Origin of the sequence: Roseibium sp. MMSF_3412, assembly GCF_030733265.1 — a bacterium.
Lineage (GTDB): Bacteria > Pseudomonadota > Alphaproteobacteria > Rhizobiales > Stappiaceae > Roseibium.
In genome coordinates, this window is the sequence record NZ_JASHJI010000009.1 from 87,025 (window position 1) to 105,071 (window position 18,047).

At 58.6% G+C, this 18,047-nt stretch carries 18 protein-coding genes; 8 read left to right on the forward strand and 10 right to left on the reverse strand.

Annotated elements, in window-relative coordinates; all coding sequences use genetic code 11:
* Positions 1-68 precede the first annotated feature (68 nt).
* The 4 genes from RBB49_RS16750 (at position 69) to RBB49_RS16765 (ending at position 4,741) form a co-directional block, all read left to right on the forward strand.
* A complete protein-coding gene (locus RBB49_RS16750) occupies positions 69-1,580 on the forward strand; it encodes an ABC transporter ATP-binding protein (RefSeq protein WP_306144126.1) in 1,512 nt (503 codons plus the stop codon).
* Positions 1,580-2,668, forward strand: coding sequence for an ABC transporter permease (locus tag RBB49_RS16755; protein WP_306143994.1), 1,089 nt, complete (start codon positions 1,580-1,582; stop codon positions 2,666-2,668). The genes RBB49_RS16750 and RBB49_RS16755 overlap by 1 nt, the downstream gene beginning before the upstream one ends.
* Complete coding sequence (locus tag RBB49_RS16760; protein ID WP_306143995.1) at positions 2,661-3,575, forward strand: ABC transporter permease; 915 nt, start codon at positions 2,661-2,663, stop codon at positions 3,573-3,575. Before RBB49_RS16755 ends, RBB49_RS16760 begins: the two co-directional genes overlap by 8 nt.
* A 101-nt stretch (positions 3,576-3,676) precedes the next feature.
* Positions 3,677-4,741, forward strand: coding sequence for a BMP family ABC transporter substrate-binding protein (locus RBB49_RS16765; protein WP_306143996.1), 1,065 nt, complete (start codon positions 3,677-3,679; stop codon positions 4,739-4,741).
* 48 nt (positions 4,742-4,789) lie between these two features.
* Here the strand turns inward: RBB49_RS16765 and RBB49_RS16770 are convergent, their stop codons facing one another.
* Positions 4,790-5,998, reverse strand: a complete 1,209-nt coding sequence (locus RBB49_RS16770; protein ID WP_306143997.1) for a mandelate racemase/muconate lactonizing enzyme family protein — start codon at positions 5,996-5,998, stop codon at positions 4,790-4,792.
* A 229-nt stretch (positions 5,999-6,227) separates the two neighbouring features.
* Between RBB49_RS16770 and RBB49_RS16775 the strand changes: the two genes are divergently transcribed.
* Entirely contained in the window at positions 6,228-7,169 is a 942-nt protein-coding gene (locus tag RBB49_RS16775) for a patatin-like phospholipase family protein (protein ID WP_306143999.1), read from the forward strand.
* Between the two features lie 2 nt (positions 7,170-7,171).
* On the opposite strand, the gene RBB49_RS16780 is transcribed toward RBB49_RS16775, so the two are convergent.
* The 8 genes from RBB49_RS16780 to RBB49_RS16815 all read right to left on the reverse strand — a co-directional run bounded on the left by RBB49_RS16780 (position 7,172) and on the right by RBB49_RS16815 (position 14,530).
* Positions 7,172-8,821, reverse strand: coding sequence for an alpha/beta-hydrolase family protein (locus RBB49_RS16780; protein ID WP_306144000.1), 1,650 nt, complete (start codon positions 8,819-8,821; stop codon positions 7,172-7,174).
* A 142-nt stretch (positions 8,822-8,963) separates the two neighbouring features.
* Positions 8,964-9,176: a hypothetical protein gene (locus RBB49_RS16785; protein WP_306144001.1), complete on the reverse strand. Its 213-nt coding sequence runs from the start codon at positions 9,174-9,176 to the stop codon at positions 8,964-8,966.
* On the reverse strand, positions 9,173-9,655 hold the full coding sequence (locus tag RBB49_RS16790) for a hypothetical protein (protein WP_306144002.1): 483 nt from the start codon (positions 9,653-9,655) through the stop codon (positions 9,173-9,175). Before RBB49_RS16790 ends, RBB49_RS16785 begins: the two co-directional genes overlap by 4 nt.
* Before the next feature lie 4 nt (positions 9,656-9,659).
* Positions 9,660-10,898 carry an agmatinase family protein gene (locus tag RBB49_RS16795; protein WP_306144003.1) on the reverse strand — a complete coding sequence of 413 codons (1,239 nt, stop codon included), beginning with the start codon at positions 10,896-10,898 and terminating at the stop codon, positions 9,660-9,662.
* A gap of 9 nt (positions 10,899-10,907) precedes the next feature.
* Complete coding sequence (locus tag RBB49_RS16800; protein WP_306144004.1) at positions 10,908-11,741, reverse strand: ABC transporter ATP-binding protein; 834 nt, start codon at positions 11,739-11,741, stop codon at positions 10,908-10,910.
* Entirely contained in the window at positions 11,738-12,559 is an 822-nt protein-coding gene (locus tag RBB49_RS16805; RefSeq protein WP_306144005.1) for an ABC transporter permease, read from the reverse strand. The genes RBB49_RS16800 and RBB49_RS16805 overlap by 4 nt, the downstream gene beginning before the upstream one ends.
* A 69-nt stretch (positions 12,560-12,628) precedes the next feature.
* Positions 12,629-13,699, reverse strand: a complete 1,071-nt coding sequence (locus RBB49_RS16810) for a putative urea ABC transporter substrate-binding protein (RefSeq protein WP_306144006.1) — start codon at positions 13,697-13,699, stop codon at positions 12,629-12,631.
* Between the two features lie 429 nt (positions 13,700-14,128).
* A complete protein-coding gene (locus RBB49_RS16815) occupies positions 14,129-14,530 on the reverse strand; it encodes a hypothetical protein (RefSeq protein ID WP_306144007.1) in 402 nt (133 codons plus the stop codon).
* Between the two features lie 537 nt (positions 14,531-15,067).
* On the opposite strand from RBB49_RS16815, the gene RBB49_RS16820 reads away from it, so the two are divergent.
* Entirely contained in the window at positions 15,068-15,331 is a 264-nt protein-coding gene (locus RBB49_RS16820) for a hypothetical protein (RefSeq protein ID WP_306144008.1), read from the forward strand.
* A 170-nt stretch (positions 15,332-15,501) separates the two neighbouring features.
* On the opposite strand, the gene RBB49_RS16825 is transcribed toward RBB49_RS16820, so the two are convergent.
* On the reverse strand, positions 15,502-15,735 hold the full coding sequence (locus RBB49_RS16825) for a hypothetical protein (RefSeq protein WP_306144009.1): 234 nt from the start codon (positions 15,733-15,735) through the stop codon (positions 15,502-15,504).
* Between the two features lie 235 nt (positions 15,736-15,970).
* On the opposite strand from RBB49_RS16825, the gene RBB49_RS16830 reads away from it, so the two are divergent.
* On the forward strand, positions 15,971-16,219 hold the full coding sequence (locus RBB49_RS16830; RefSeq protein ID WP_306144010.1) for a hypothetical protein: 249 nt from the start codon (positions 15,971-15,973) through the stop codon (positions 16,217-16,219).
* A gap of 519 nt (positions 16,220-16,738) precedes the next feature.
* Positions 16,739-17,980, forward strand: a complete 1,242-nt coding sequence (locus RBB49_RS16835; RefSeq protein ID WP_306144011.1) for an NnrS family protein — start codon at positions 16,739-16,741, stop codon at positions 17,978-17,980.
* The last annotated feature ends 67 nt before the right edge of the window (positions 17,981-18,047 follow it).

The window sequence follows — 18,047 nt, forward strand, 5'->3', positions numbered from 1 at the left end:
TGGCAGAAACAGGCAGTCCGGATCACGACGGTAATGCGTCGACACACAGATCTGACAGGGAAACGCTGCTGAATGCCAGCGGGCTGACCAAGCGCTTCGGTGATATCCTTGCAAATGACAATGTGGATCTTGTTCTCAACAAGGGCGAAATCCACGCACTGCTCGGAGAAAACGGCGCCGGAAAATCGACGCTGGTCAAGATGTTCTACGGGTCTCTCGACCCCGATGCCGGCGAAATCTCCTGGAATGGTCGAAAGGTCTCGATCAACAATCCGGCGGCGGCAAGAGAACTCGGCATTGGTATGGTCTTCCAGCACTTCTCGCTGTTCGAAGCCCTGACCGTGGTCGAAAACATTGCGCTGGCACTGCCCAACCCCGGCAAGATGCAGGATCTGGCGAAGCGGGTTGAGACCGTTTCTAGAGACTACGGACTGCCGCTAAGCCCCGGCGATATCGTTGCCGACCTGCCAGTCGGCATCCGCCAGCGCATCGAAATCGTCCGCTGCCTTCTTCAGGAACCGCAGTTGATCATCATGGATGAACCGACCTCTGTCCTGACGCCGCAGGAAGCGGACCAGCTTTTCGTCACCCTGCAGCGCCTGGCAAACGAGGGCTGCGCTGTTCTTTATATCAGTCATCGGCTGGAGGAGGTGAAACGGATCTGTCACCACGCCACGATCCTGCGGCACGGCAAGGTGGTGCGTGAATGTGATCCGACAAAGGAAACGGCAGCGTCCCTTGCCAGCATGATGGTTGGCGCTGATGTCGCCTCGGTCAGCTCCGGAGAAGGAGAGGCACAGGTTGGTCAGACGCGTTTGACGCTGCAAAAACTGAACGCAGCGGCGGCAACGCCCTTTGCGACAGCCCTCAATGGAGTATCCCTGGACCTGAAAGCGGGAGAAGTCGTTGCCATCGCCGGTGTCGCCGGCAATGGGCAGGGGGAACTCTTCGATGCGATTTCAGGTGAAATGCGCGTTTCGCCGGACATGGTGCTTCTGGATGGGACACCATGCGGCAACAAGAGCATCACCTGGCGGCGCAAGCAGAATGCGGCCTTTGTCCCCGAAGAACGTCTTGGTCACGGTGCCGTGCCGGGCATGAAGCTTTCTCAAAACATCGTCCTGACGCGCCACAGCACCGGTGACAGGCTTGTCGGCGGCGGTTTCGTATCCAACGCGGAGGCCGGCAATCTGGAACAGCGGATCAAGAAGGCTTTCGACGTGCGCATGTCGCACGACGACCCGGAAGCCAGGTCTCTCTCAGGCGGCAACCTTCAGAAGTTTGTCGTCGGCAGGGAACTGGACCGCGAGCCGGGCATCCTGGTGGTCAACCAGCCGACATGGGGCGTCGACGCCGGCGCCGCGGCGCTGATCCGTCAGGCGCTGATCGACCTGGCAAGATCCGGTTCCGCCGTTCTGGTTATCAGCCAGGATCTTGATGAGATCTTTGAAATTGCCGACCGGATCGCCGTCATTTCCCGCGGCTTCCTGTCTGCAGCGGAACCGGCCGCGCAGATGACACGAGAGCGCGTTGGCCTGCTGATGGCAGGTGGTGCCGAAACGCAGGGAGAGGTGGCCTGATGCGTCTCGAACTTGTCAAAAGAAAAGAGCACAGCCAGGCAATGGCCCTGCTTTCGCCTTTGATTGCGGTGACTCTCACCGCCCTTTCCGCTGCAATCATATTCTCAATAACCGGGCATAATCCATTGGTTGGATTATATAAATTTTTCATTGAGCCCTTGACGCAGCAATGGTCGCTGGAAGCAACGATCGACAAGGCGACGCCCTTGATCCTGATCGGGTGTGGTCTTGCCGTGTGTTACCTTTCGAACAACTGGAACATCGGTGCGGAGGGACAGTTCGTCGTCGGCGCATTGTTCGGTTCCGTGTTGCCGGTGCTGTTTCCGTCCTTTGAAAATGCCGCGACGCTGCCGCTCATGCTGCTCTTTGGCGCAATCGGCGGTGCGCTTTGGGCGCTGATACCCGCCTTGTTGAAGACCCGCTTCAATACCAACGAGATCCTGACCAGCCTGATGCTGGTTTATGTCGCCGGACTGCTTCTGGACTATCTTGTCCGCGGCCCCTGGCGCGACCCCGGCGGTTACAATTTTCCCGAGTCCCGTATCTTTTCGGACGCAGCGACGCTGCCCGAGGTATTTGGCGGCATGATGAGCCTGGCCGCACCGATCACGATCGCCATTGCAGTCATTCTGGCCGTGGTGCTTGCGAAGACCCTGAAAGGCTTCGAGATCAGGGTCATGGGTGAAAGCCCGCGCGCAGGCAGTTTCGCAGGCTTTTCCGCAAAGGGTCTGACACTGTTTTCCTTTGCTCTCGCCGGTGCCCTGGCCGGTCTTGCGGGAACCATGGAGGTTTCAGGCGCGCTGAACCAGCTGCTGCCGTCGATTTCGCCGGGCTACGGGTTCACGGCGATCATTGTCGCCTTTCTCGGGCGGCTCAATCCGATCGGCATCATCATTGCCGGGTTCGTGCTCGCCCTGTCCTATATCGGCGGCGAGGGGGTTCAGTCGGCGATGGGCGTTTCAAACGAGATTGCCAGCGTGATCCAGGGCCTGCTGCTCTTTTTCGTTCTCGCCTGCGATACACTGATCCTTTACCGCATACGCATGGTCACAAAGCGTTCGACATCAGCGGAGGCCTCCCATGTTTGAAGCCGTACTTCTGACGGTCATCACCGCTGCAACCCCGCTTCTGATCGCCGCTGTCGGGGAACTCGTCGTGGAACGCTCCGGCGTTCTCAACCTGGGTGTGGAAGGCATGATGATCATGGGTGCTGTGATCGGGTTTGCCGTTGCCAATCAGACCGGCTCGGGCTCGCTGGGAGTGATAGCAGCCATCGCCGCCGGCATGGCCATGTCTGCCCTGTTTGCCGTTCTCGTGTTGTTTCTTGTTGCAAACCAGGTCGCAACCGGTCTCGCACTGACGATCCTTGGCATCGGTCTTTCCGGCATGATCGGGGAAGCCTTTATCGGCGTGCCCGGTCTCGACCTGCCGCAGCTCTATATTCCCGTCCTCTCCGAACTGCCGTTCTTCGGTCCGGTGTTCTTCCAGCAGGACGCGCTGGTCTATCTGAGTTTCGTTCTTGTGGCCGTCGTCGCCTACGGTCTGTTCCGGACAAGGATCGGGCTGGTTTTGAGAGCCGTCGGAGACAATCACGGCTCTGCGCATGCTCTTGGGTATTCTGTGGTGAGGGTCCGCTTCGCAGCCATCCTGTTCGGTGGCGCCTGCGCGGGACTGGCAGGGGCATACCTGTCGCTGGCCTATACGCCGCAGTGGGTGGAAAACATGACGGCGGGTCGGGGCTGGATCGCCCTTGCATTGGTCGTCTTTGCCTCCTGGCTGCCACTGCGCGTTGTCATCGGGGCATATCTTTTCGGAGCCGTCAGTGTCCTGAACCTGCATGCACAGGCACTGGAGTTCGATATACCGTCGCAGCTCCTGTCCAGCCTGCCGTATCTGGCAACAATTCTGGTTCTCGTTCTGATATCGGCAAATCGCAGATTGACTTTGGTGAACACTCCGGCATGTCTGGGGAAACCGTTCGTACCGGACCGCTAAACCGGCCGGACAAAGCAACGGTCCTGGCCTGAACGCGATCACGGCCTGGGCCCAAAAGAAGATCGCAAAGACAAGAGATCAAACAAGAGGGGACTACTCGTATGAAATCTCTTTTGAAGACCACGGTCGCAGCATTCGCACTTGCGACGCTTGGAACCGCCGCGAATGCGGCCGACGTCAAGGCCTGCTTCGTCTATGTCGGCCCGGTTGGCGACTTCGGCTGGACCTACCAGCACGATCAGGGCCGTCTTGCCGTGGAAGAAAAATTCGGCGACAAGGTCGAAACCGCCTATCTTGAGAGCGTGCCGGAAGGACCGGATGCGGAACGCGCGATCGAGCGGTTTGCCCGTGAAGGCTGCAACGTGATCTTCACCACCTCGTTCGGCTACATGAACCCGACGATCAAGGTCGCGAAGAAGTTTCCCGATGTGAAGTTCGAGCACGCCACCGGCTACAAGACGGCTGACAACGTCGCCACCTATAACTCCAAGTTCCACCAGGGACGCTACATCATCGGCCAGATTGCCGCCAAGCAATCCAAGACCGGAACCGCAGGCTACATTGCATCCTTCCCGATCCCGGAAGTTGTTGCCGGCATCAATGCCTTCCTGCTCGGAGCCCAGTCCGTCAATCCGGACTTCAAGGTCAAGGTCGTCTGGGTGAACACCTGGTTCGATCCGGGTAAAGAGGCAGACGCCGCCAAGGCCCTGATCGACCAGGGTGCGGACATCATCACGCAGCACACAGACTCCACCGCTCCGCTGCAAGTGGCACAGGAACGCGGCGTGCACGGCTTCGGCCAGGCCTCCGACATGATCAACTTCGCCAAGGATGCGCAGTACACCGCGATCATCGATGACTGGGCGCCTTACTATATCGAGCGTGTTCAGGAAGTCCTTGACGGCAACTGGCACACACACAGCTCATGGGAAGGACTGGCTGAAGGTCACGTCGTGATGGCGCCCTACACGAACCTCCCCGCCGACGTGGTTGAAATGGCACAGGCAACGGAAGCCAAGATCAAGGATGGCTGGGAACCGTTTACCGGGCCGATCACCAAGCAGGATGGCTCGGTTGCGGCCGAAGATGGCGTCAGGCTGGATGACGGTGCCATTCTCGGCATGAACTGGTACGTCCAGGGCATCGACGACAAGCTTCCCGAGTAAGCTTTTCAATGGCGGGCCGGATCACACGATCCGGCCCGTTTTTTCTGATCAATCCAAACCGGAAACCCGGTGGATCGCGTCCTCACGTGCGAAAAGACCGGGCTTCAGATCCATTCCGAGCCCAGGTTTTTCATTCACCGAAATCATGCCGTTCTCGATAGGCGGCAGGTCGTCGACCAGATCCTGATACCAGTTGTAGTAAAAGCCCCGGGCAATTTCCTGCTCTCTGACATTCCTGAGACCAAGCGCCAGATGCGTTGAAACCGCGAGCGTGACCGGCCCGGAGCAATCGTGAAAGGCGACAGGACGCGCGCGCGCTTCTGCAAGAGCCGCAATCTTCCGGGCAATGGTGACGCCGCCGGCCCAGGTGACATCAACAATCGGGGTTGAAATGTCGCCGTCCTCGATCAACGCCTTGAACTGGCCAAGGCTTGCGAGCGTTTCCCCGCCGGCAAAGGGCACCGGCGAACTCTCCGTCAGTTTCCGGATGTCCTCGGTCCGGTCCATCCACACCGGATCCTCGATCCAGTCGATATCCAGAGGTTCCAGGACGTGTGCGATCTTCTTGGCCGCATTCAGGCTCCAGAGACCATGCAACTCCGCTTTCAGCCGCATCCTGTCGCCGTGGGCCTTACGGATGTGTTCAAACGGCTCCAGCCCTTTTTTCAGATCCGCCAGTGAAATATCGATGCCGTCCGCTGCGCCTTCAGCGAGATCAAATGGCCAGATCTTCATGGAAAAGATGCCCATCTCCATGAGGGAAGCGGCAACCTCTTCTGGATGGTTCAGGAAGCCATTGAGATCATCGTGGAGCACGCCGACACCGGACCTTTCGTCAGTCCCGAAATTGTCCGGCCTGACGGCTGCGGTCTTGGAAACATAGGCAGGGCCCGCACACGTATTGTAGACTGCGATCCGCTCACGTGTTCGTCCGCCCAAAAGGTCGACAAGCGGCACGCCTGCAGACCTGGCGGCAAGATCCCAGAGCGCAACGTCGACGGCGGCAACGGCCCTGATCTCGGCACCGGTTCCGGTGAAGCCGACGTAAGGCTGCATCTTCATGTTCAAAAACTCGATCCGGCGCGCGTCCTGGCCGAGAAGGATGGGAGCGATGCGGTCATGCACATCGGCTTCGCTGGGACCGGCGCCGAAATAGGTTTCGCCGAGCCCCGTCTGACCATCCGAGGTGCGAAGCAGCACCCACAGCAGATTGGGATGCTCTTCAAGGCGCAGGGTTTCAACGGCTACTATTTTCAAGGCACTGTCCTGTTCTCAAAAGAGGTTCAAATCCGATGCACTGACCCTGACAGTCGGAACACGAGAGCATTGTTGCAAAGTCCCGCCGCGTTGCAAGGCCGGTTGCGGCGATATCGGCTGGCATTCCGGGCGCGCGATAGCTACCTATTGAGTACGGGTGGCGTCTCGGCAGGGCCACCGCGTGCCCAGAACACTTACCCGGTGGCTCTTGCGTGGCGAAGGACAAGCGATGATACAAAGACGCGAACTCATGCTCGGCGCGATCGCTGCCGGAGGGACAACGCTTCAGACCATGAAACACGCCCAGGCCACATCGGACAGCTCCGGCGGCACCGCAGATCGAAAGCCTTCCGACCGGTTTGCACTCGCTCTGGGAGGCGGTGCCGCAAAGGCATTCGCCCATATCCCGATCCTTGAGGGCCTTGATGAGCTCGGCGTCAAACCGGCCGAAATGGCAGGAACCTCAATGGGGTCGATCCTTGGCGGTCTTTATGCCGGTGGCATGTCCGGCGTTGAAATCCGGGAATTCGCGGTCGAGCTTTTCACGAAAAAAACCCAGCTCTTCCAGAAGCTCTTTCTGAAGGACGGCCGCACATGGTCGTCGCTGTTCAACGTGGTACGTCCCGCGATTATCGATCCGATCATTCTGTTCGAGACCGTCTTTCCCAACACCATGGCCGAAACCTTCTATGAACTTGAAATTCCGCTCAAGATCATCGCAACGGATTTCTACACCCAGTCTCAGGTCGTGCTTGAAGACGGCCAGTTGCTGCCGGCAATTGCAGCCTCTTCAGCTCTGCCGATGCTGCTGACGCCCGTCGAGCTGGAGGGACGTGTTCTGATTGACGGTGGCTTTGTCAATCCGACGCCCTTTGATGTGTTTCAGAATAAGGATCTCCTGACCGTCGGCATCGACGTTACAGGCAGCGACTACTCACACAAGAGTGGCCTCCCAAGCGGTCTCGACACGTGGATCGGTTCATTTTCCATCACGCTGCATTCCCTTGTGGCCGCCAAGCTCGCATGCTCCCGGCCCGATCTCCTGATCGAGCCCCCGATCGGCAGGTTCAAGACGATGGATTTCTTCAAGATCGAAGACATTCTCAAGGCAGCGGAGCCCGCCAAGGACGTCTTCAAGAGGGAACTCGGAGCGCTTTTGGAGAAGACCTGAGTTCAGAACGCAGGGCCGCGTCTGGAGAAGATATCCTTGAGCTGGTCCGCACGCTCCTTTGACCAACCCTTCGGCTCCACGACAGCCGCCCATGCGTCAATGTAATCGGGCGCAACGTAATAGTGGCCGAACCTCGGCACATCGAGTGCGAACATGGAATCCAGCGCGAGCTGTAACATCGTCACCACGGGAAACCACGAGAGCCGCTCGGAAACATCCGGTGCGCGCGGCTGATTGAGCCAGGCCGGCGGGCGCACCGCGCTGTCGAATGTGAAATTGACAATAGGATCGCTGCCATAGTTCAAAAAGACGGCTCTGATCGGCCCCCAGGGCCGGTAATCACCGTCAAGGCCGCCATACTGATCCATGACGCGCACCAGCGAGCCATTGCCGAATGTCGGCCGCCATGCCGGACTGTCTTCGTTCCTCTGATCGCGCACCTCGGTCCAGTACCTGGAAAAGAAAGGTGACCCTGCCCACATGGCTCCTTGGATCGGATCTCCCAGCATGTCAAAGAGGGGGAGCGTCGCCTGGGAATTGAACGCACCCTGGCTGAGACCGTGGACATAGAACTGGGGCCGGCTGTCTTTCGGCAGCGTGGTCCAGTAGTCGTAAATCCTGTCGAACAGGGCCCGGGACTGGGCAACGCCGTAATCCGGATGCGCGAGCAGGGCGAGCATGCTGGTCAGGTAGGAATATTGCACGGAGACGGTCGCGACATCGCCGGCAAGCATGAAATCAAGCGTGTCATGTGCACCCGGGTCCATCCAGCCGGTGCCCACCGGTACCATTACGATGAGCACGGACCGGTCGAACCCGCCGACGCGGATCAGCTCTTGAAGCGCCAGGTCAGCCCGCGCTTCCGCTGTATCAGCCGATCTGCGGCCAACATAAACGCGGACGGGTTCCAAAACGGGTCCGTCCTGAAATTCGGAGATTTCCGGAACACCCGGAGCTGATGCCACGAAATGGCGTCCCCAACGTCCCATCTCGTCCCACTTGACCAACGAGGCCGGACTGCCCGTTTTAGAAGGGTCCTGCGGTTGCGCGATGTTCGGCTCGATCAGCACATCGGCCGCTTCGAACGATGCATCCGCCGCCCGAAGGGTGGACCGAACCAGCGCCCCGTCGATCAGTGCCCAGAAGAACCAGCCCACCAGGGCGATCGAAAGAACCACGCCGACCTTCTGGGGCACGATCCGGTCAAGTTGACGGGCAACGAACCGTCTGAGCACACCGGCCAGTCTGAAGCCCGCCCAGAAGCCCAGAAACATCAGTCCGCCAACGGCAAAAATGAAAAAGGGTGCGGCTGTATCGAGCGGCGGCAGATCAACCGCAGTGCGGGTGGCATTTTGCCAGGAGGCGGCCTTTGACAGGGAGTAGACAAGGATGCCGGTGCTCATGAGGAGCGCCGTGGCCCACCAGACCCACAAGAAACGACCCTTGATGTCCGGAATTTCCATGTAGCGCCAAAGAGCGCGGACCAGCAGCGCGACTTCGTAGCCGAGACTGGCCGCAACGGCCGCGAGCGCGGCCTGTATCATCGGATCCCGCGGCATCAGGGACGGCGTGAGGGATGCCCCGAAGCAGCTTACCGCAACAACAAGAGCGGTCGCCGACAGTCCGTTCCGAATGACCTGCACAAACCCCATGTCTTTCCCGGTCCCAAATCACGCATGTGACGGATGATCCCAAGGAATGAGCACGACAGATGCGCTCTTGTCTATCGAGTTTTTGCGAAGGCGCCGTGCGACCCCGGGTGGAAACGGGTTTTCCACCCGGAATCGGTTGAAGTCAGTGCTTTTGGGACCGACGTCTTGAAGAGCGCACCTTCAGGAGGCCGAACCCGAGCACGATCGCACCGGCGACCAGCGCCAGGTGAAACGGAGAACTCAGAAGATGCTGAACGGCTTCGGACCAGCCCGAGACCTCGTGGTGGTCACCCGGATGTGCCAGGGCAGGGGATGCGATCAGGGAAAGGGCCGTTGCGGTGACGAGGTGTTTCATTCTGCGATGTCTCCTGTTTTCAGTCTGTTCGTGAGGATATCGATCAAGTCCATGTCGAGACGCTCGGTCAGCGAAACGTAGGTGAACGTCATGGTTTCGCGTTCCGAAACCATCGTACCTGGGAACGGCATGTAGACCAGTTCACGCGAGGCAAAGGCCGGGGAGGCGGTGCCTATCTGCCAGTTGGAAACGATCTTTGCATCGACGAGGTGCTGAACAAGACCATCCTTGCCGGCCTGATGAAAAGGAACACCTGCCAGTCTCAGGTAGCTCGTCTTGTCTTCAGCTGACCGGAACCCGTCGATGAAGCTTGTGGCAAGGGCCTGCAGTTCGTCGGCCCGTTCGGCGTCGGACGCACCGTGGACATGCGAGTGGAGATGATCCGCGCCCACGTGATTGTGGCCATGGTGGTGATGATGATGATCGTGATCGTGGTGATGGTGATCATGACTGCGGGTGTGATGATGATCATGCGGCATCGGCTTACCCCACATCCGGACCGGCCGGGATCGAAACCGGCTTGTCGATGATCGACTTGTGAGAACCCATCTTGCCGTGGGAAACGAGCGTGCCGAGCACGTCGACGATGACGCGCGTTGCCAGCAACGCGGTTATATCGGAACAATCGTAAGGCGGTGAAACCTCGACCACTTCAAGCCCGCAAATGCCTTCCTTTGCAACAAGAGAAACGAGTTCCAGCGCTTCTCTTGGCAAGAAGCCGCCCGGCTCCGGCCAGCCGGTTCCCGGCACGAAGCCGCAATCGACACTGTCGATATCGAAGGAAATATAGACGGCATCGGCGTCCTGCCAGGCAAGCTCCAGCGCCCGCGCGGCTGTCTCTGCAAGGCCGAGTTCTTCCACGTCTCGCATGGTGAAGATGTTGGTGTTGCGCTCGCGGGCAACCTCGACACCTTCGCGGGGCACCTGCCAGCCGCCGATGCCGATCTGGACCAGGTTCACCGCCGGCACATTCACCAGGTCCGTTGCGTGGAACCAGGGGGTTGTGTGCATGCGCTCGTCGAGATCTTTTTCCTGGATATCGATATGCCGGTCGAAGTGAACGATGCCGATCCGTTTGGACGTGCATTCGGCAATGCCGCGCACGCATGGGAAACCGATGGAATGATCGCCGCCGATCATGATTGGCAGGGCACCGGACGAGGCGACATGGGAAACCGCGCGTGTGATCTGGTCAAAGGTCTTTTCGATATTCGCCGGGATGGTGAAAATGTCGCCGACATCGCACAGCGTCATCTGTTCGCGCAGATCGACACCCATTTCATAGTTGTAGGGTGTGTAGAGCGCTGAAATCTTGCGAACGCCCTGCGGACCGAAGCGTGTTCCCGGCCGGTATGTCGTCCCACCGTCGAAGGGAATGCCGATGATGGCCGCATCATAAGCACCGACCTGGGTCACGTCTTCCACGTAAGGTGCCTTCAGAAACGTGTTGATGCCCGCATAGTGCGGCAGTTCTCCGCGTGCAAAGGTCGGGATCGATTTGTCGGTCAGGCTGTCCGAACCGGTAAGGCCCATGCGCAGGGCCCATGCCTTTTCCTTTTCCCAGGCGGCGCTCGGCAACGTGCCTTCCTTTTCGGCGGACTTCCAGCCGCGCAGTTGCAGCTTGTCGAAATCGGGATGGTGATGCCGTTCGGTGGGCCGCCGTGTGGCGGTCCCGGCAGCCTTGTGCCGTGTCGTCGGACCGGAAGGATCAAAGATGGTCATGGACGTTCCTCATGAGGGGTTGGTTTGTGAATTGTTGACTGGATTGCGGTATGCGCCGGCACCAATGGTTTCGGCGATGTCGTCCGGCTGAACCGCCGTGTCGGATATCTCGGGAGCTTCGAGCGGCAAGTCGTAGGTGATCGTCGCCCCGAATGCTTCCGGTGCCTGCGGGTCGTGCCGGATCTTGTCGAAGACAAGCAGCCGCGTGCCCAGCTTGAAGGCCTCGTGAATGTCGTGGGTCACCATGAAGATGGTCATGCCGAGTTCGCGCCAGAGATTGAGAAGCAACTCGTGCATGTCCAGCCGGATGCCCGGATCGAGCGCGCCGAACGGTTCGTCCAGCAAGAGAATGCTGGGTTTCTTGATCAATGCCTGTGCGATCGCAAGACGCTGCTGCATTCCGCCGGAGAGCTGTGCCGGATAGCGGTCGGCGGCAGCGGAAAGCCCGATCCGCTCGAGCAGGTCTTCGATGTCCGACAGGGCTGCCTGCTTCCGCGAGCCGAACAGCTTCCCCGCAAGACGCGAGGTCTGGAACTCCTGGGCCAGGATAAGGTTCTCGGCAACGGTAAGGTGCGTGAACACAGAATATTTCTGAAAAACGATACCCCGGTCGGGTGTCGGTTCCTCGGGAAGATCATTACCGTCCAGTTGAATCGATCCACGGGTCGGATGCTCCTGAGAGAGCAGCATGCGCAGGAAGGTGGATTTGCCGCAGCCGGACGCACCGACGATCGTGCAAAAGGCACCTGCCTCGACATCAAGATCGACACGTTCGAGCACCGGCGTGCCGTCGTAGAATTTGGAAACACTCTTTACGGAGAGTTTGCAAGGAGGCGTCGTCATAGCGCGTCGCTCCCCAAGTGATGCCAGCGGAAGGCGCGTCTGGAAATCAGCAGGAGCAGCCTGTCGAGAAGAAAGGCGAGGAGGGTGATCCACACGACATAAGGCAGGATCACGTCCATGGCGAGATAACGCCGGACAAGAAAGATCCGGTATCCGAGACCGGTTGTCGACGCGATGGCCTCGGCCGAGATCAGGAAGATCCACGCAGGCACAAGACCCAGCCGGAGCGCCGTGATCAGCTTGGGAAGAACCTGGGGCAGGACAAGCCGCGTGATCATCTGCCAGACCGACGCGCCGAGCGTTTCCGCCTTGATGATCATCTCGCGCGGGATATCGAGAACTGCCTGGGCGGTCGAGCGGATCATGACCGGAGCGGTTCCGATCACGATCAGCGCAATCTTGGCAACCTCTCCAAGGCCGAAGGTGATGAAGAGGATCGGCAGGATCGTGATTGGCGGGATCAGGGAGAATGTCGCCAGGTAAGGGGCAAGCGTGCTTCTCACGTGCGGAATGAAACCGATCGCAATCCCGAGACACAGGGCCAGCAGTGTCGAAACGGCCATCCCGGTTCCAAGCCGCCACAGGCTGTCGAACGTGTCGACCCACAAGAGAAGATCACCGGACCGCCGGTCGGGAACGGCCGCCATGCGCCAGAACGCTTCGCCCATGCGCTCGATCGAAGGCAGCAGCTTGTCGGCAGGATTTTCCAGCCGCCGGTAATGGCTTGCGATCGCATATGTGACGATCGTCGCGACGAACGGCACCATGCCGAGGGCAAGGGCGGTCACCCGGGACGGTCTGCGGTTGATAATGCGCATGGGAGGTCCTTGCAGCGAGCGGTCAGGTGACCCGGCCCCGACGGCCGGGTCATTGTCGGTGCGGACCGCTTAGAGCGCGCCGTCCACTGCCATTTGCATGAAACTCGGGTCGAACCGGAGTTTCACATTGTTCGCATCGCCGTAGATCGAGCCGTCAGCGAAAGCCACTCCGACGAATTCCGGGCTCGGCGCGCCTTCACCCAGAATGCCCTTGTCGAAGAGAAACTCGGCAACGAATTTCATCGTGGCCGGCAGTTCGGCCGCCTTGGTGAATTCGACGGCCTCGGCAGGCGTGTAGAACATTTTGGTTGTCGCCAGCTGCGCGTCATAGCCGGCAAGGTCCGTGCCCGACGCTTCTGCCATGGCCGTGCGTGCGGCAATCCCTTCTTCGCTGTCGGACGACATGATCGACATCAGCTCATACCAGGCACCGACAAGCGCCTTACCGAAGGCAGGATTGTCGGCAAGCGTTTCGGTGTTGACCATCATGACATCGATGATTTCGCCGGGAATTCCGGCGCTGTCGAAAACCTTGGTGGCATTGGGCTGCGCCTCGATTTCCGAAAGCAGCGGGTTCCAGGTCACGACGGAAGTCACGTCCGCTGTCGCATAGGCGGCAATCATGTCGGCGTCCGACGTGTTGACCACTGTCAGGTCTTTCTCGGCCAATCCCACCGTGTCGAGCGCACGGGCGAGAAGGTAGTGAGAGACCGACAGTTCGACGAGGTTGACGGTCTGCCCCTTGATGTCGGCAAGCTCGGCCTTGTCTTTCAGGATGATGCCGTCATTGCCGTTGGAATAGTCGCCGACAATCAGCGCGGTCGTGTCGACACCGCCACCGGCAGGGATCGACAATGCGTCCATGTTGGTCATGGAGCAGCCGTCATATTCACCGGCCGTATACTGGTTGATGGATTCGACGTAGTCGTTGATCTGCACGATCTCCACGTCGATCTCGTATTTGTCGGCCCATTTCTTCATGATACCGCTGTCTTGAAGATAGCCCCAGGGCATCCAGCCGACATAAATGGACCAGCAGACCTTGAAGTCTTTCTTTTCTTCGGCCTGAACCGATGCAACGGACAGCGGCATTGTCAACGCAGCCGCGAGGAGGGAAGCTTTGGCTATGGATTTCAACATTCGTGCGCGTCTCCTGTCTTAAGCCCGCCGGAAGGAACCTGTTGGGCTGTAATCATGAGTTTCTTGCGCACGGCCGGGAGCAGGTTCGCGCGCGCGAAACCTCGTGCAGTAGTCTCCCGGGTTTTTGTCCCGCCGTGTCACCGGACTATGCCGGTCGACGACCGTTTTTGTCCGGCTTGCGCCTCTTGGTCCTGCGTCGTGGTCGACCGGATCCCTAGGCGCGCTGCACACCACATCCGTAGCAATCTGGATGCCAGTTGCTCCCAGCCTTCGAAATCGCGATGAAAAACAGAGTGTTACCGGAAAGGCGCAATCACTTTGTCCAAGACTGGAAAGATCCGCAAACCGGATCTGTCTAAAAAAAAGGCACTGCTGGGCACTTTTCAATCAGCGTGATCCGGACAGGCCGGCAACGAAGATTATCCGCGATCAACTGTCGCCCGTTGCGGAACGCTGGTCGTCCTTGATCTCGCAGAAGTCGGACCCGAGCACTCTGTCTATCTCGGACTTGATCTCCGCGCGGCGGTCCCGGACCTTAAAGACAGCGCTCGACCCTTCCACAAAGGCGGTCCCGAAATCACCCCGCCGGACAAATTCCCTGAGAAGGTTCTCCAGATCCCAAAGGGCAGTATTGACCTGCCTGAGTTCGTCCGTGAGAGCAGACACTTCCGCGGCCCGGGGCACTGAACAAAACACGATGGACCGGTACTCAGCCAGGGCTTCCTTGACAATCTCAAGCTTGGCCGCATCAGTGATCTTCTCGCGCTTGATCTCCAGGATCGTCAGCCGATCAAAGAATTCGCCGTGAGATACCGGCACATTAAGCGTCATATCTGCAAACCGGTTGATGGGGTACGTGTGATCTTTCAATACGAAACCGAAGAATCGCCTCGACCGTCAAGCAATTTTTTGAAAAGTGCTTAACACCCTAAAGCTGCAGGATAATCGATTGATACACTTTTTGATTGTTTTTCGCTGATCCTTTTCAGGAAAACTCTGACGATATTGAATCGCATTCTTCTTGCCAAAACCATGCCCGGGTTCTCGACCCCAAAACCGACGATAGCCGAGAGACTCTCAAATCTTTAGTAATTTCTGACAGTTATCGGCGCCCAAAGTAGCGGGGAGCCGGCTTTTGCCCCCCGGTTTTTGTGCGCAAATCCCGACGATCTGCCATGTTGCGGAACGCCAATGCTGCTGATACACCTATAAATTGTGCCATGTGGGGAAGCACACACCATCCGCCTGCCGGCTGCCCGTTACCAGAGGCCTGCGCAGCGGAAGACTTGCAAAGGGAAATCGGCAACACGCGCAACGGACGGCCCTAACGCGCGCCGATGACCTGAAACCCACAAAGGAATTCACATTATGACTGAGACCGACAGACCCAGTGCAGGGCAGATCGTTTGGGAAGATCTGGAATTCAGGATGGGACTGCTCAATGGCCTGGCCCAGATCGTGGGCGTTTTGACGAGCCGCGTGAGCGCCACCACCGAGGACCCTCATGATACGACGGAGGAGATCCTTGCCGGCATCATCAAGGAGCGTGCGAACTGGCACGGCCATCCCTATGGCGAGGGGCTCGAATGCGCGATCGATGCGGTCCGCGAGCACAAGCTTCCTGCTCGCTGAAGAAGAAGAGGGCGCGCCGACAGGGCGCGTCCGTGTTATCGACTTTCAGGGTTTTTGACGTTTTGGAGCTTTTTGCGGCCAAACCAGATGACTGTCGCTTGAATGCGTTTCACAACGGGTGAGGATATCCTCATCAAATGATCCCATTTGGTCGGAAAGTGCTCTGGGTGCTAGCTGAGACGCCTGATTTCACTGCGGCGCCAGTTGAAAATGTTTCCGAAAGACTCAATGTCTGCCCGCCGCACCAGACGCTCCAGGGCCGCGTTGACGATCTCATCCGAAGATATTGTCTTGCCGTCGAACGTAAGCGCCACGAGCATGGCAACTTTGATCTGGTGCCTGCCCGGCGCGAGCTTGTCGTAAAGGGCTTTTTCGAGATCCGAGATTTCTTCGCTGAGGCACATGTTTCCAGCTTATTGCCAGTTCGATTGCACAAAAGAAGTATGTACCTAGAAATTGCATAACGCGAGTCTGTCTCGGTTTCTGATACAGTCTGCGCAATTAGCTTAACGGCAGGACGAGAACCGCCCTAAAAACAGAACACTGTAATTTTTGCGGTGGCGCCTGGGACATGCTGCGCAGGTGAAAGAACAGTTGTTGCTTGAAGTGGATTTCCAACGCCCCGCCGGAAGGCTCTCCATGACCGGAACCAAATACGTGATTGATGCAGGTATGGGCATCCGGCAGGGACAGTTTTTTCTGCGTCCGGCCAAACAGGACGACGACGGGCACTACATTCCCGACCTGACACAGGCGCACGTCATGTCCGACACGGTCGGAGACCGGGAGATCGTCGGTATCCATCACGAAGACGGCCCGGACGCCGTAGACACCTTCTGCAACGAACACAAGGACGCGCTCCGGAAACTTCTTGCGCAGTTTTTGTGAGAGGAAATTGTTGGGTTAGGCGACACACATGTAAAAGCAAAAACTTGCTTCTCATCATACCTTTTGGTCGGTTAGGCCTATTCTGCCCCACAGCGCGATCGGCAACAAGCCGCCGATATCGCTCATGAAAGGCTCATCGGCGGCATCAGCCCTTTGAGCCAGACCCCCTGAAATTCCGACACGGGGCGATCCAAAGACGGGGAGTACCTCAGTTAATCGAAAACTCTAGCTCGTCCCGGGGGCGTTTTGGGTAGCACTCTGTATGCAATGCGTGCAACGCAACCGGAACCTGGGTTAGGCAATTGTGCTGCAGTCTTTCCCAGGTCAATTCACATATCGGCGTGAGGGTTCGGAAAGAGAATGGCCCGTCTTTCCAGACTTTTAAGCTATGGCTTCGGTCAACTTGACGATAGTCAAGACCTGCCATGCCCAGTCCTGTGAAGATACGAACCGGCCCGGGACTGCTCAGTCGCGCAGCCGGTGATCATATAGCAGGAAAACGTGCCGGAAGACGCAAGCATGGCCGCAGTCCCACACACGCAACACGCCAAACATCTGCATCGGCTTCCAACTGTGCTGACGACCGGGTTTCGCTTCTTTTTTCTTTCAGCAGGTCTCTTCTCGATCTTTGCCATGCTCGCCTGGACAGTCTGGCTGGGCGTGCACGCGGCGGGTGGCGCGTTCATATTCCAACCCATGTCGATGGCACCGCACCTTTGGCATGCACACGAGATGGTCTACGGATACACGGCGGCCGTGATGGCAGGGTTTTTCAACACGGCCGTACCAAACTGGACCGGAACGCGGGAAGCAGGGGCAGGTTTCGTGATGGCCAGCGGCTTCATCTGGTTGCTGGGCCGTCTCGCTGTCTGGTTTTCGGCGAGTTTTGATCCGGTCATCGTTGCGGTGATCGACCTGGCATTCATCCCGGTCCTGGCCACAGCAATCATCGGGCGGCTCGCGCGAAAGTCACAAATTCGCAACCTGATCTTTCTGTTTCTGCTTTGCGCTTTGTTCGGCGGCAATCTGCTGATGCATCTGGACTGGGTCGGATGGGCAGGCGGGAATGCGGAATCAGGTATCCGGATCGGAATTTTCGCAAGCGCAACAATGATTTGCATCGTTGGCGGACGGGTCGTTCCGGCTTTCACGCGCAACGCCCTCAATAAGGAGGGCTATGAGGGTGATTTGCCGCAGTCGGGCATTTGGCTGGAACGCAGCGGCATGTTGTTCGCCGCGCTGGCGACGCTGGCCGCTTTTCCGTTTGTGCCATCTCCGGTACTTGGCTGGCTCTGCCTGGCGGCCGGTGCCGCCAATCTGCTGCGCCTGGCCGGTTGGCGCGGGTGGGCGGTGCGCCATGCTCCGATCCTCTGGATTCTACATATCGCATTCCTGCTGCTCGCCACCGGTTATCTTGTTTACGGCAGCACGCTTGTTCTCGGCGTCATGAGCGAAACCTCAGCGCTTCATCTGCTGGCGGCAGGTGCGATCGGCAGCATGACGCTTGCCATGATGACCCGCGCGTCCCTGGGACACAGCGGACGCCCGCTCAAGGTGGCCCGGCCGATCGCGTGGGCGTATCTGGTGCTGATTTCGTCCGCACTTGTGCGCACTTTCGGCACGCTCGCTTTCGACTACTTTCCGGTGATGCTTGTCTCGGGTGCGCTCTGGGTTGGCGCTTTTTTTCTCTTTGTCTGGATCTACGCGCCGATCCTGCTGATGCCGAGGGCTCCGAGGCACCCGGACGCGCACGACACGTGACCGTGCACCACCTCGAAACATGAACTTCGTGGTCAAATTTTTCCGCGCTTGACTATCGTCAAGACAC